This is a genomic window from Nostoc flagelliforme FACHB-838 (genome assembly GCF_014698065.1).
In the GTDB taxonomy this organism is placed as follows: Bacteria; Cyanobacteriota; Cyanobacteriia; order Cyanobacteriales; family Nostocaceae; genus Nostoc; species Nostoc flagelliforme_B.
On record NZ_JACJSI010000149.1, the window covers coordinates 1 to 14,927 of the forward strand.

The 14,927-nt window shown below is 39.7% G+C and carries 8 protein-coding genes and 2 pseudogenes; 8 read left to right on the forward strand and 2 right to left on the reverse strand.

What is annotated here, in order from left to right; all coding sequences use genetic code 11:
* Positions 1-247: 247 nt before the first annotated feature.
* The 6 genes and pseudogenes from H6G97_RS33760 to H6G97_RS53250 form a co-directional block, all read left to right on the forward strand.
* On the forward strand, positions 248-442 hold the full coding sequence (locus H6G97_RS33760; protein WP_190944787.1) for a hypothetical protein: 195 nt from the start codon (positions 248-250) through the stop codon (positions 440-442).
* 2,054 nt (positions 443-2,496) lie between these two features.
* Positions 2,497-3,063 (forward strand): hypothetical protein, encoded by a 567-nt coding sequence (locus H6G97_RS33765; RefSeq protein WP_190944788.1) that lies wholly within the window; start codon positions 2,497-2,499, stop codon positions 3,061-3,063.
* Between the two features lie 899 nt (positions 3,064-3,962).
* Positions 3,963-6,626: pseudogene (locus tag H6G97_RS33770) on the forward strand (WD40 domain-containing protein); the annotation flags it as partial.
* 358 nt (positions 6,627-6,984) lie between these two features.
* The gene (locus tag H6G97_RS33775) at positions 6,985-7,353 is read left to right on the forward strand and encodes a transposase family protein (RefSeq protein WP_338421895.1); all 369 of its coding nucleotides are present in this window, start codon (positions 6,985-6,987) and stop codon (positions 7,351-7,353) included.
* A 1,587-nt stretch (positions 7,354-8,940) separates the two neighbouring features.
* Complete coding sequence (locus H6G97_RS53245) at positions 8,941-10,323, forward strand: hypothetical protein (protein ID WP_242055579.1); 1,383 nt, start codon at positions 8,941-8,943, stop codon at positions 10,321-10,323.
* A 120-nt stretch (positions 10,324-10,443) separates the two neighbouring features.
* Positions 10,444-10,581 (forward strand): annotated as a pseudogene (locus H6G97_RS53250) (transposase); the annotation flags it as partial.
* A 219-nt stretch (positions 10,582-10,800) separates the two neighbouring features.
* Here the strand turns inward: H6G97_RS53250 and H6G97_RS33795 are convergent.
* Complete coding sequence (locus tag H6G97_RS33795; protein ID WP_190944790.1) at positions 10,801-11,700, reverse strand: LysR family transcriptional regulator; 900 nt, start codon at positions 11,698-11,700, stop codon at positions 10,801-10,803.
* A gap of 145 nt (positions 11,701-11,845) precedes the next feature.
* Here H6G97_RS33795 and H6G97_RS33800 point away from each other — a divergent pair, with 145 nt between their 5' ends.
* Entirely contained in the window at positions 11,846-12,712 is an 867-nt protein-coding gene (locus tag H6G97_RS33800; RefSeq protein ID WP_190944791.1) for an oxidoreductase, read from the forward strand.
* Positions 12,713-12,856: 144 nt separating this feature from the next.
* Here H6G97_RS33800 and H6G97_RS33805 read toward each other — a convergent pair whose 3' ends face one another.
* Complete coding sequence (locus H6G97_RS33805; protein ID WP_190944792.1) at positions 12,857-13,129, reverse strand: hypothetical protein; 273 nt, start codon at positions 13,127-13,129, stop codon at positions 12,857-12,859.
* A 1,147-nt stretch (positions 13,130-14,276) separates the two neighbouring features.
* Here H6G97_RS33805 and H6G97_RS33810 point away from each other — a divergent pair.
* Positions 14,277-14,927: MIP/aquaporin family protein (locus tag H6G97_RS33810; RefSeq protein ID WP_190944793.1), on the forward strand; the 651-nt coding region annotated here is incomplete at its 3' end.

Below are 14,927 nucleotides of genomic sequence, written 5' to 3' on the forward strand. Positions count from 1 at the left end.
AGTGACGCGAGTGCGTTCTTCTGGAGTTAGCGCTGCTACCAGTGCAACGGTCTCCTCCACATGCTCCACATCGCTGCCAACACCACTATGTACACGCAGACATCGGGTGGCATAAGCTAAATAACCCATGAAATCTAGCACAGCAAGCATTTCGCCCGATAATTAAAATGTAGACAGTACAATGGGTTGAGCTATTTAAGGCGTTATTAAGCAACAATTCCAAAAAATTGCCAGTCAAGTAAGTCAATTGAACTGTGTTACAGCTTGTGCTGTTGGAATGCTAAAGGAGATCGCCTACGGCGGACAGTTACGCCATCGCACCTATCGAAACACCAAATGCATATTGCATTTCTATGTCTTTCAGCATCTTGACCACCGCCTTGGCTACCAAGGCATGGGCAATTTGCTGACTTTCTTTGAGAAACACAATGTCCAATTGTGAGTTTCGCTGGACGTTTCCAAGAAAAGAGGTAGTTAAAGATGACTTAGATGGCGAGAAAATCCCATACCCTTAGGACTTATGTATTGACAGAAACCTAATTGATAAACGGCTTCATTCGTGTATAAGGTTTAGGGAAACTAACAGGAAGCTTTTATTTTATGACTAACAAATCAATTGCACACAGGATGTATTTCATTACCATCCTGCATATTTAATTAGAAGCAACGCTTATTTTGATCAGATAGCGTCAAACAAAGTCCAAACTGCCCTTTAGTTGCAGTGCTGGTGTAAGAAGCATAGCATGGGCGCTGTCATTTGTCTTCCCTATTGCAAACCTCCGTCATAGGGAAACTCCACTTGGTGGCGGAAGAATTAGAAGTAAATACTCCTGCATCTTGTATCCTGCAAAAGTGCCTTGCTAGTAGTCAAAACCGTTCGGTAGCAGACTCAATGTGCAACCGAAGGAGTTAGCCAGAGGCAATGTAGACGAATCTAAAGTTTCGCAGTATTGCTAATTGCTCATCTTACGCACCCTCATTTATGTGGTTGATTGACTGATGCCTGTTGCAGTTAAGTTTGCTAACTTTACAAAACTTTTGCAACTCAAGATAAGAAACTTAAGATAAAGATAAGTTCTTTTTTTGCTATGACATTCTCCTCTTAAAATTTAAAGCTGCACAGACAAATGTACTATTTAGGCTAAAAAGCTTGCTACGTAAGCAATAGCGCGATTTGATTTTTCAAAAACGTACATCTGTAAAAGTTGATTTGGCAAAGCATAACACCTTCGTGCAGCTTTGCATAAGTTCTCAGCGAATTAAATTTGGTAAGACTGTGCCTCCCCTTGGGCTTACCTTGCTCTTCACCGTACTCTTCCCTACGAGATGCCAACGGCGAACGGCAACTAAGTTAAGCACAGTGTCTCCGAATTCTCTGTGAGTTTACATTTCAACCCTCAATCCGCCACAAATGTACGAAACTACTTAGAGGATGTTTTATGTACCATCTACCACAGTGATAGTGGAAATAGCCGTTATTGAACCCAATCAAATACCCCTGATGAGTTAAGCAAATAGTAGATTGATTATACTCTCATGAGAGTAATAAAAGCTGTTTACGGGCGATCGCCCGCCCCGTAATGGGTGTAAAGAAACATTTCTGCTTTTTAGGCGAGTGTTAGTAATGTTCAACCCTATTAGCAAGAAATTTAGAGATTATACCTTTGCAAATTACTTAAATAACCAATTGCTTGAGAATGGTACAAAATGCAAATTTTAGCAAAGTTAGCAAAACCTGTTATTTACATTTACTGTTGGCTAAAAACCGCTTCAGTTGAAACTTTGCCTAAAATCCAAATTAAAAACACAAACTTTTCCGCTTAAGTTTTCTATCTTAACTGGCTAAAAGCAGTGTTGAAATAGATAATTATAGGCAAAGCTTTTGAGAGAATTACTCACTCTCAAGGCCTCCTAACATTAACTTACTCGATTATATCCCCCGATTCATGCACGGGGGGTTTCCCCTCTAACTTCGCTGGTTGCTATATATACATATTTTGTACAACAACGGTTTTGCTTTTCGATTCCTTTTTGTAAGGATCGTAACCTTAGCAGAAACTTAATATGTTTTTTAACAGCATATTATGTTGTAAGAATATACATTATAATAGCGCTTCCGGGAAAAAGTTAAAACTTTGTAAAAAGTTTATTCATCTATGTTAATGTTTTTATGACCAGCCCTTTCCAATCTGGTAAAAATGTTCCTGATTTCTTCAGTTTCAAGCCTTGTTGCACATGGATTTAGTGTTAACGGATCTAAAAAATAAGATGCCGCACAATAAGGGAACAAAGGTATTCGTTTTATAACTCTTTAGCGTCTCGCTTAGTCGTCAGTTTGACAACTAGCTTCATGAAAACTACTCCACTCTAACACTGATTCCACATGAGGTTGCACATAAAACTGGGTTGTCCAAGCTTTCATAAAACAGGGATTATAGACATTCAGGATTAAAAGCATACACAGAGAAAATTGGTTAAAGATTGTAGAGGCTTGAAATGACGAAGCGAACCAACTACTACAATGATCTGTTAGTAGATTACTCCAAGCCCGAGCTAGTTTCTAATGAACTAGTAGTAAAACTACTTAAAGACGCAGAGACATATCTTTCCCTACGTAATGATACCTTACCTGAAATAACTCTAGAATACAGCTTAGAGCAAATAGAACATGAAAATAAACATTGGTGGCCAACCCACTGTGAAGCGCTACGACAAGGGCGGGGGGACATTTTAGCAGGTGAGTATGCCAATAATCTTGTATATTTCTGTGCTGATGGACCTTTTTATGGCAGAACCGCAGCAACAAATAGAGAAGTAAATCGTTGGGCAATTTTTGCTCAACCAAGTGTAACAATAGCTTGGCCAATTATTATGTTCAATGGTGAAGTTATCTACTCGGAATGGAATTGTTTTGACGATGAAACTAACGAAGTCATCGCTAAGGGAAACGAAACTTTGCTTCGGCGAGGACATCGCGGTTCGTGCTACTTAAAATGCGAGCAACTTAGCTTTTATGGCGATTTTTATGCCTCTGATGAATTGCTGTATTGGATTAGGCGTTGACCGAATTATTTATCAGAGAAGATTTATAAAGAGCGTTGCTGATTTTGGGTATAAATTTAGTTTCGTGCAAAGGTGCAAATGAAACAGTTTAAAATATTAAGCTTTTAAAATTTATATTTGAATTCAGCAATGACCTATTGTGTTATTAGACCTCTTCCAAAAAGTAATTTTGCAACAGTTATGGACAGGGGAATAAAAAACGTTTAAAGGGATTTAATTTTCCTTTAATTCTTAAAATTGCTCCTTTCACCAAATTCTGCGATAAGTTTATTGTTAATCATAAATAGTCCCTAACCAAAGCTTGAGATTAATCACTAGTCAGCAGTTAAAATTCAACTTTCAACCAGCAGATAATATGAGAAATTGCCATTGCTGCTCCCATCGACTTCTGCAACAAATTAGTAATAACCAGTTGTATTGGTTCTGCCGAAGCTGTTGGCAGCAAATGCCATTGCTGGATGTAGAAAGTTCAATTCCAGAAAAAGCTGGAAGTTTAGTAAGGTTTAGCAAAAGTAGATGTAAAAAATAACTCAAGGAATAAAAATATTTTTTGTAAGGAAGACAGATTGTTAAATCAGAACAAGTTAATTATTAGCCTGAAATGGGTTCTAATAGCAATAATGGCCTGTGTTCGCGTAGCGTCTCGTAGAGAGGGTTGGCAGCTTGCTAGAGAGATTTAACGGGAAAAGTCAGGTCACTTGATAGCGTTTAACTTTTATAGAAAAGGACTTTCATGGTTTTCATCTGCATTATTTCATAATAACGTGAGTGGGTTTTGCATAAAACAGGCGGAATAACCAGTAATAACTTGTAGTTGTAGTTATAAAATAGTCCGCTTGAGAGTAACTAAATTAATTACAGAGTCAAGCCATTTTATAGCTAAAAAGGTGGTGCGTTGAATGAAACTTACAAAGCAGAAGCGCAAACGTGGTCTTATCCTCACTCCAGAAGGATTACAAAAACTTCAGTCCGCTAGACTTAGTACCGAATTAAATGAGAATTATGGAAACAGGTATACCTTTGAAGATTTAAGCGAGCGGATTGGAATTAACACGGCAACAATTTCTAAGGTGCTGTCACGAGAAGACGGAGTTGATAAACGAACAATTGAGCTTTTCTTCCAAGCCTTTGATATAAAGCTGGATAAAGATTGCTACACCAATTCTGACCAATCTCAGCGACAAGATTGGGGAGAAGCGACTAATGTATCAGTTTTTTATGGGCGCACAGAAGAAACAGCCACATTAGAAAAATTGCTCCTTGAGGATCGGTGTAGGTTAGTGGCAGTCTTGGGAATGGGAGGAATTGGTAAATCGGCTCTGGTTATAAAGCTCACAGAGCGCATCAAAGATAATTTTGAGTATGTTATATGGCGATCGCTGCGAGAAGCTCCGCCCATCAAGAATATTTTAGCCAGCCTGCTCCAGTTCTTATCTGATGAGCAAGAAACAGAAGCTTCCTTACCAGAAAGTGTAGGCGAAAGAATATCCCAGCTGATTGATTATCTGCGGCAGCATCAATGTCTGCTGATACTAGATAATATAGAGTCAATTCTGCAAAGTGGTAGTCGAGCCGGACTTTACCGAGAAGGATATGAAGGTTATGGGGATCTGCTCAAACGAGTGGGAGAAGTAACTCACCAAAGTTGCTTGCTGCTGACAAGTCGGGAAAAACCTAAAGAAGTGGCATCCTTAGAAGGAGAAACATTATGTGTACGTTCATTCCTTCTTTGTAGTTTGCAGGCGGCGGATGGACAAGAAATTTTGAAAGTCAAAGGAGTCTCTGCTTCCGAGTCAGAATCCAGTAAACTGGTGGAGCTTTATGCAGGTAACGCCTTAGCTTTGAAGGTGGTTGCTACGACTATTCAAGATGTATTTTGTGGTGACATCTCTAAGTTTTTACAGCACAAAACAACTGTTTTTGGTGATATTCATGAGCTTTTTGAGCAGCAGTTTTCACGGTTGTCAAATTTAGAAAAGGATGCAATGTACTGGTTAGCCATCAATCGTGAGCCAGTTTCTTTATCAGAAATACGGGAGGATTTTGTATCACAAATACCACCACAAAAAGTCCTGGAGGCTTTAGAGTCTCTGGTAAGGCGATCGCTAATCGAGAAAAGTGAAGCACTATTCACGCTACAACCTGCACTAATGGAGTATGTGACTCAGCGATTAATAGCTCAAGTTTGTCAAGAAATTGCCACTCAGAATATTGATTTGTTCAGGTGTCATGCTTTGATGAAGGCAATGGCGAAAGACTACGTGAGGGATATTCAAATTCGCTTTATTGTCCAACCAGTTATAGATGGGTTGCTTGGTATTTTCAAAAGCAAAAAAAACCTAGAAAATCAGCTAACCAAAATTTTAGCAAATCTACGAGAAACATCACCTCTAGAACAAACTTATACGGCTGGAAATGTCTTGAATCTACTTTGTCATTTAGGAACTGACCTCAGCAGCTATGATTTTTCTTCTCTGAGTATTTGGCAAGTAGACCTGCGATGTATGAAATTACACGATGTAAATTTTCAAAACGCTGATTTTGATAGGTCTGTTTTTGCTGAAGCCTTCGGCGGTGTTCTGTCAGTAGCCTTTAGCCCTGATGGAAAACTTTTGGCTTTGGGTGATACCAATGGTGACATTCGCTTGTACCAAGTTTCAGATTGGAAACAACTTTTAATCTGTAAGGGTCATACCAACTGGGTTTTATCAGTAGCCTTCAGTCCTGATAGCAATATTTTTGCTAGTGGTAGTACTGACCATACTGTGAAGTTATGGGATGTTAGTACAGGTCAATGCCTTAAAACTTTGTGTGGACATGAGCATGAAATTTGGTCAATTGCTTTTAGCCCAGATGGACAGACACTAGCTAGTGCCAGTGATGACCAAAGAATAAAATTGTGGAGTGTCCTTACTGGAAAATGTGTGAGAACTTTCCTGGGACACACGAGTTGGGTACTCTCCGTTATCTTTAGTCCTGATGGACAGATGCTCATGAGTGGTAGTGATGACCACACTGTTAAATTGTGGGATATTAACACGGGTGAATGCCTTAAAACGCTACAAGGTCATCTCGATGGAATACGGTCAATTACCGTCAGTCCTAACGGTCAGATGCTGGCGAGTGGTAGTGAAGACCATACTCTTAAATTGTGGGATATTAGCACTGGTGAGTGCAAAATGACGCTAGATGAGCATACGACTTGGGTTTTGTCCATTGCCTTCAGCCCAGATGGTGAACTGCTGGTAAGTACCAGTCTGAATGGAACATTAATATTATGGAGTGTCAACACTAATAAATACCTAAGAATTTTACAGGCAAGTACAGGTTGGTTGCTTTCAGTTGCCTTTAGTCCAGATAGCCAAACACTGGCAACTATATGTCAAGACAATACAGTAAAGCTGTGGGATATTAGTACAGGTAAATGTCTCAGGACTTTGCAAGGACATACAGGTAGGCTTTGGCCAGTCACCTTTAGTTTTAATGATCAGATTCCCGCTAGTAGTGGAGATGATGAGACAATTAGACTCTGGAATATAGCAATAGGTGAATGCTTAAAAACTTTAAAAACCGAACCACCCTATGAGCGTATGAACATTACAGGAATTACTGGCTTAACTACAGCAACTATTGCTACACTGAAAACTTTGGGAGCAGTTACTAGCGAAAAACAGCCTCGGCAAGCAGCTATATGAAACCACGGAGATTTTACTACCTCATATCATGGTAAGAAAAAACTCGCTACTTCTGATCATCAGTTAGAGGTCGTGGTGGTTGATGTTACAGAAAGTCAGATTGAACCCCCTAAAAAAAACAAAAAAAGTTCTACAGTGGGAAAAAGAAACAGCATACACCGGAGGCGGAGCGTCTCCGGCTCCGCTGAAGTCACAAGTAGTGGTTGACTAAGCGAATGGTAAAATCATCTGCACCGCTCATGGTAAAAGTAGAGAGCATGATTTTCGTATATTTAAAAATAGTAAAGTTAGGTTAAGAGAAGACACAGAATGCTTGGGAGATAAAGGTTATCAAGGTGTTCAAAAACTACATGGCAATAGTTGGATTCCCAAGAAAAAGCCCAGAGGAGGTAAGTTAACTTTTGAAGATAAAAAGAGGAATCAAGAATTAGCTAAAATCAGAGTTTTAGGTAAGCATGTACATCGGAAACTGAAGGTATCTAAAATTTTGTCTCTTACTTATAGAAATCCCCGAAAAAGATTTAGTTTGAGGTTTAATCTTATTGCTGCTCTCTACAATTACGAGCTTCATCTCCCTCAAACCGAATTTGCCTGAGCGACTTTTGCAAGAGGTCTAATCAAAAAACAATTTTTTATTTGATGGGGTTGGGGTGTTTGAAAGGTGAAATTCAGGTGATATTCTTCATCCAATAGTCTGGTCAGCACAGCTTTAAAGCTTATTACCCTTGAAGCGCAGTTCCTTTAAACCTGAGTTGCTGCCAATTTTGCCAGTAAACTAAAGTCTATTGATACTGAGTCTTGCAGCCCTACAAAGTTTTTTAAAATGAATATCGGTAACTTAAAGACAAACTTAACAGCTTAACTGTATAAGAAAAGAACTGAAGCACTTAAGCTAATCGTCATTTAAATTGCACCATTTTCATGGTAATAAAAGCTGCAAACCCTCTCCCTTGCTCCTTGTTCCCTGCCCCCCTGCGATCTCAATGTGCAAATTAAATGCTTAACAGCTTAGTTTATCTGTACATTTTTCAGATGAAACTGTCACATCCAATATTTGCTGACTAGCCCTCCTTTGTCAGAGTGGGAAAAGCCAATCGCTAAAAGCCTTTTGGAGCCAGGGCGGCCGCATCATGTCAATAAGCAAAGTACATTTTCAATAGAGTTAAAAATAATGTCATTAACGCTTACTTATTGCCAAAGTTTTAGGCATCGCTTTGGGGCTTAAAAAATAATCAAACGCAAAATCCTGATTTTTTCGTTAGTTTTTAACTCTAGTTATGATCAAGAGTAATTTAGATGCGTTTGCCCTGCTTTTAGAGCTTTACTTTTCACTTTTTAACTAGAATTTTTAATTAATATTAGAAAATGAAACCTTTAACCTTTGCTAAATCCAAGTTCCAGAGCCTGGCTTTGATTATTGTTTTCCGGAAGTGACAAATGAGGGCTAGTGTTGATTAAAAGAATATTATAGCGATTCTTATGTAAATGAGGTAAATAAATAGGGATACGGAAATGCCGTGTCCTACTAAGATTTCGCCAAATCCATAAAGTATAAGGCTTTTGGGTGTAAAGGTGTGAGGGGGTAGGGGTTGCACGGTCAAAAACTAAGAACCTTCCGAAGAATACTTACAAATCAACAAATCAACGCTTTTCCCTTACACCACTTCCTGACAAGGGTTTCAGCTTTTCTTCGTGCCATTCGTTTATTGATTAGATGTATTGCAAAAATAATTGACCAGCCTGGAAATGACTTTCCAAAACAGGCTAATATCTGTTAAAAATAACTTAAAGCTCAAAAATATTAGCCTGTTATAAACAAGCGTAGCTATAAACCACTTATTATTTTTTCGCAATAGCCGCTCAGATAAGATAATTTTTACAAAAATCCCATCATCATAGTATAAAAGCTTAAATTTAGTCTTAACTCAAAGATTTTAGCTGGCTGATACTTTCTAAAATTGTTAAAAATACATAAAGAAACGAGTTTTCTCGATTTCTCAGAATACAGTGCAAAGAAGAATTATCGTAACGGCTGCACTGTCATTGCCGATAGAAACCCAAAGCAAGTTATTCATCAAATATTTTGCCCGGTTACACAAGCAAAGCACTTAGTAGCTTTTTTTATTCCAAAACAACTTTGGCAATAGAGAAGCTAAATTTATGTAAAACTTGGAGAAAATCTATGAGTCAGTCTGATTATGCAACACTGGAGCAAAATGCCAAGACAACAGTATATAAAAATGCTGTTTTAGATGATATAAAACTTCAAGATGCTTTAAAAAGTATCAATCCTAAATTTGGTGATTTTTGTACTCGCGTAGCAGGTGAAGCATGGGGACTTCCATTAATTGACCAAAAAACCAAGGCTTTAATAACAATTTGCGCTATCTTAATTACAAATTACCTATCTAATTTCAAGGTGGATATTATGAAATTGCTCTCAACACTAGCTATTAGTAGTTATTCAATTTCGCTCAGTTTTCTTACTATAGCTTCACCCGCTCATGCGGTATCTGAAAGCGAGGCTAATAACTCTTTTGCTACCACAAAGCTTCTACCATCTGGTGTTAATAGTGTAGACGGACAACTGGAGAATGAGAGCGTTAACTTTTACACTTTTTCAAATTTTGACACCGGAAACTTATTTACTGTAGAGGTAAATTCACAGTTATTTGATCCACTTATAGGGCGGCTGAATGATTTTGGTAAAATTATAGAAATAAACGATGACCAATCTGACAATAATGTTTTGCCCATACTAACTGGAGAGATACCTGCAAGTGGCAACTTAAATTTAGCTTTGTCTGGCTTGAGAGACATTAACCTAACCGGGGATCACTTTGAATCTGGTTCATATACATTGTCATTAAAAACATTTGTTTTACCTAGTTCTCCTAATAATACAACACTTGTTAACGGTGGTTTTGAAACTGGCAATTTTACCGGATGGTCAACACTAGGCTCTACCAGTATTGAGACCGCAACATTTGGTAGTGATCCAACTGACGCAACTTCGCAAGCTTTATTGTCAACTGGGGGTACTACATTTGATGATTCAATTACAGAAAAATTCTTAGGATTAGAAGCTGGAAGTCTGAATAATCTTAGCAAAGGGCAAGTTACTAAAGGCTCTACTATTCAACAAACATTCACAGCTAAAGCTGGAGACATTTTAAGTTTAGATTATAATTTTCTGAGCAATGAGGTATTACCGCCAATTACTTTTCCAGATTTCTCCTTTGTTTCAATCAGTTCTTCTTCAGACAGTTCAATCAGTTCCCTATTAGAACTGGCTAATGTAAGCAATGCCACATCGACAACTTCCCTAACAGAGTTTTTTGAAGAGACTGGATTTCAGACTTTTTCCTTTAAGTTACCGACCACAGGAACATATACTTTAGGAATTGGAGTTATAAATGTGGGAGATATCGCTTTTGATTCTGGACTATTGATTGACAATGTTAAAGTCACCTCTGTTCCTGAACCGAGTTTTGGTTTATTAAAATTTAGTGCTTTGGCACTCTTAGTATTCTGGAAAAAGTTTCTTGACAACTTGCTGCACTAAGTAACCTGAGTTCGGGATAAGGAAAAGGACAGATAGTAAGCTGAAAATAGCTTTAAATCCAGCAACCTTTCCTATGTATAGTTTAGATGCTTTGTTTTGCCATGTAGATGATTTCTGTAAGGTTTAGCCAATCGTGGCAAGACTTCTGTGGATTGGTTTTTTGGTTTCAAGTTGCACCTTGTGGTCAATGAGTTTGGTCAACTCTTAGACCCATTAAAACTAAATGTAGTGGTAATTCCTGGAGTTAACGACCACGAAGTTTTAGATTTTGCAGCTCTGACCATTGATAGACGATGGCATATCCGATTTATAGAGTTTATGCCGATTGGTAATTTTCAATTATTTAGCGATCGCGGTTAGATCTCTTCAGCAGATTTACGCCAACGTATCCGCTCTCATTGGGGTTTGACAGAATCACAGGTACATGGTAACGGCCCCGCAGATATCTTTCAAATTCCTAAAGCTTTACAGCATTGCTTAATGAAACACTGCACTAAATTGTGTAACGGCTCTTGATTGCGCTAGAAATTGTTGTAGCACAGGCGAGGTGTTTGCACTTCGCCAAACAATTGCCAACTTGACGTAGAGCGTTTGGTCTTCGAGCGGTTTGTAGACGACCCCTGCTCGTTGCAAATTCTGGAGTGAAGCTGGGACGAGCGCAACCCCTAATTCTGCTGCTACTAAGCTGACAATGGTTTGCATCTGAATTGCTTCTTGAGTTACTTGGGGAATAAATCCTGCTTGTTGACACAAACGGATAATCTGGTCGTAAAAGCCGCTTCCTAGATGACGTGGAGATAAAATGAAGGACTCCTCGGCGAGGGATGCTAATGACAGTTGTGTTTGAGTCGCAAGTGGGTGTGCTTCTGGCAATACAGCGACGAACGATTCTTGTAAAACCGTTTCCACGCTGAGTTCGTCATCGCTTATGGGCGGACGAATAAAGCCAAGCTGAATGCGATCGTCATGCAGTGCTTCAATTTGCTCGGTCGTGGTCATTTCATGCAGCATCAAACGGACATCAGGAAACTGATGGCGAAATGACCGCACGGCAGCAGGCAGCAAGCTATACGTGGCAGATCCAACAAATCCAATCGCTAAACGACCCACTTCACCTCGACTGGCACGTTGAGCGATCTCAATCGCTTGCTCAGATTGCACGAGAATTAGTCGTGCCTGCTGTAAGAAGGCAAGTCCTGCTTCAGTAAGTCGGACTGTTCGCTTTGTCCGATACAGCAACTCGACACCGAGTTCTTGTTCGAGTTGACGGATTTGTTGACTCAGTGGCGGTTGAGCGATTTGTAGTCGTTGCGCGGCGCGACCAAAATGAAGTTCCTCAGCTACAGTCACGAAGTAACGCAAGTGTCGAAGTTCCATTGTCAATTAATACGTTTTAAGTCTTAGTCTAAGACTTAAATCATATTGGACATATTTATTCAGGCTGCTTAATGTGGAAAGTAAGTTACAAAATTGCAGTTGCGCCGATCCTCGCACCTCATCGTTTTTGTATTGGAGAAAACAAATGACAAGAGACAAAAATCGTGTCGCTCCTAAAGTTTGGTTGATTACAGGATGTTCAACAGGGTTGGGACGGGCCCTAGCAGAAGCTGTGTTGAAGAAGGGCGACTACCTGCTTGCTACTGCTCGCCAACCAGAGCAACTTCGCGCTTTGATTGAGCACTATCCAGAAACCGCAAAGGCTGTACGTTTGGATGTAACATTGCCCCAAGATATACAAGCAGCAGTTGATACCGCGATCGCTACATTTGGTCGAATTGATGTGCTGGTCAACAATGCTGGACATGGACTCATTGCCGCACTCGAAGAAGTCAGTGATGTTGATATTTACCGATTTTTTGAAACCAACTTCTTTGGGGCGCTCCGTCTGATGCGAACGGTCTTGCCTGTGATGCGTCAGCAAGGCAGCGGTCATATTGTCAATATGTCATCCACAGCAGGATTAGTGGGATTTGGTGGAAGCAGCCTCTACTGTGGCGCTAAATTTGCTCTGGAAGGTACGTCTGAAGCCCTGGCTAAGGAGGTTGAATCCTTTGGAGTTAAGGTCACTTTAATTGAACCTGGGGCATTTCGCACAGATTTTAACGGACGCTCTCTGGCAGCAGCAGAACTTTCCATTGATGCCTATGCGACCGTGAGCGGTGCTTCATTGCAGTGGTTCAAACAGATGGATGGTAAGCAACCTGGCAATCCAGCGAAAGCGGCGCAAGCCATCATTCAAGCTGTGGAAAGTCCTCATCCACCGATGCGACTGGCATTAGGCACCGATGCCATGAGCCTGATTCAGGAAAAACTGTCAGGGGTCAAAACGGATTTGGATGCTTGGCAGCAGGTTACTGTAAGTACGGATTATGTAGATAAGGAACAGTAAGGTAATAGTTGGGTAGCTAATACCAGTTCTCTTTGAAGGCGCACAGAATCGTAGCGACTGTCTTAAAAGTCAAGCGATCGTTAACAAAATCCAGCACTCGTTGGGTTTCACGCCGTTCAACCCAACCTACAGTTATATGCAAGTCTAAATGATTGAACGAAAGAGTCGACGACCTCGACTATCAAAACCAATTTTATCTGCAACTGCCATAAAGATTGAGTAATCTTTTGGTACTGGCAAATCTCCACCTTTGCGCTGAAGAATCAAAAATCTGGTGATAATTCCCAATCCACATTCTACCTGAAATTTTTCTGTAGGTAACTGAATGGAAGCAATTAGTAAAGCCATGTCTTTTAATAGCCATTGGCGAAAATGGGCTTGCTTAGATGAAGAAAGAATTCCATTAGAACCTCTCACGTATGCTTATCTTGTACCCTTTTTCATAAATCAAATATGATTCCTATACTATGAGCAAAAATACCAGGAACTGATTCTCAAAAACCTCCGACAAAAAGCTCAGGCTCTTGGTTTGGAACTTATTCCTATTTCTCACCCCACCAAATATGTTTCTTGAAAGTAAACAAAAAACACCCAAAAAAGAGCCTCAAATCTATATACAGATCGACTTTGACATCGTTTTGCTTGCTCTGTTGATGTATCTGGGTTCCAGGCATTTTTGAGCATTTTGTGTACTCCCCTTACCCTGCATGGGTTTGAGGCTTATTTCTTCCTCAAAAATGTTTAACTCCCGTTAACAGCCTTAAGTTCAGTAATAACGTGTAGATCTTTGCTGGTGAAAACAGGTTTGAAAGGAAATAATAACCATACTATTTCTCTTCTTTAATACCACATACCACAATGAGAAGACATAAGTATGTTCGCGCAGTATCTTGTAGAGAAGGTAAAGCGTAGAAAAAAAATCTCATAAATTCCGGGGTTTCAACAAGGACACCTTGCCTTGAAAAGTTCAGAGCAGCGGCTTCCGCCCCTCCGACTTTTTGCTTTGTCTTTCTGCAAGATGCCAAGCGTAAACGCATTGTGTATCTCGAAAAAATCCTCTTACCTTTGTCAATAAATTTAGTGCGGTGTTACTCTGTGGCAGAGGGCAAAAATATATTTTCTTCCTTCTGCCTCTTGCCCTCTGCCTTTCTTCAGTAAACTTTTTCTTATTTTTTTCATTGACTTAAAGATATTCTTTCTTGCCAAGGCACAATGAGCAAAAGCTTAAGGAGACAAAATCATGGGCGTTTCGGAAACTATAACCAGTCGAACGGTTCATTGTGGGTAACAACAGTTCAAAGCCAGTACTCGATCAAAGCTCAAGGCAGTCAGCAACTAGTAGTTAAATCTAGACCAGCTCTTGAAGTCAAAAATTGTCTTTACTGCTCTCATAGAATGCTCTAATATATTCGGAATAATCACGTATACTGGTTCTGCCGCAGATGTTGGCAGGAAATGCCGTTGCTATAGATGTAGAAGTTATTTTCCTGACATGAATGAGAGGTACTATTAAATCCACTTGTCTGTGCTGCCTAATTGGCTAAAGTCGAGCAGAAAGAAACTCATGAATACTTTCACAAATTGGAAAACCCTAAATTGGTCTGAATATGGTGCAGAGTTGGTGGGAACTGCTTTCAATCTTTTGGTTGGATTCAGTATAATCACCTTCAATTTTGGCAAAGGCTTGCCTATGGAGCATCTCATCCCGGCTGTGAGTCCTCGTTTATTAATTAATGGTCTCATTTTCGCTGGAAGTGGTGCATTATTTAGCATTTCTCCTTTAGGAAAACTGAGTGGTTCGCACCTAAACCCCTGCTTGTCATTGGCATTCTGGATGCAAGGCAAAATGCATAAACAGGACTTAATTGGATATATTTTTGGTCAATTTATGGGCGCAATTATTGGCACATTTTTAGCATTAGCTTTGTGGGGAAATTACCTGATCAGTGTCAATTATTGTATTACTTTACCTGGAATAAACTATCCCTTGTGGTATGTATTTCTAGCTGAAGTTTTCATGACATTTATGTTAGTGCTGTCTATCTTTATCTTTCTGAGTCATCATCAGCTATTGCGCTGGACACCTTTAATGGTGTGGCTTCTAGTGGCAACTATGGTTTGGTTGGGAGCGCCCATTTCTGGTACCAGTTTGAATACAGCACGGAGTATGGGGCCTGCTTTCGTAGCATGGTCTTGGCAAAATCAATGGCTTTAT

Bases quoted from the DNA above. Each gene is read 5' to 3' on its own strand.
- H6G97_RS53245 (WP_242055579.1), top strand. From the start codon at position 8,941: ATGAGTCAGTCTGATTATGCAACACTGGAGCAAAATGCCAAGACAACA.
- H6G97_RS33765 (WP_190944788.1), top strand. From the start codon at position 2,497: ATGACGAAGCGAACCAACTACTACAATGATCTGTTAGTAGATTACTCC.
- H6G97_RS33800 (WP_190944791.1), top strand. From the start codon at position 11,846: ATGACAAGAGACAAAAATCGTGTCGCTCCTAAAGTTTGGTTGATTACA.
- H6G97_RS33795 (WP_190944790.1), bottom strand. From the start codon at position 11,700: ATGGAACTTCGACACTTGCGTTACTTCGTGACTGTAGCTGAGGAACTT.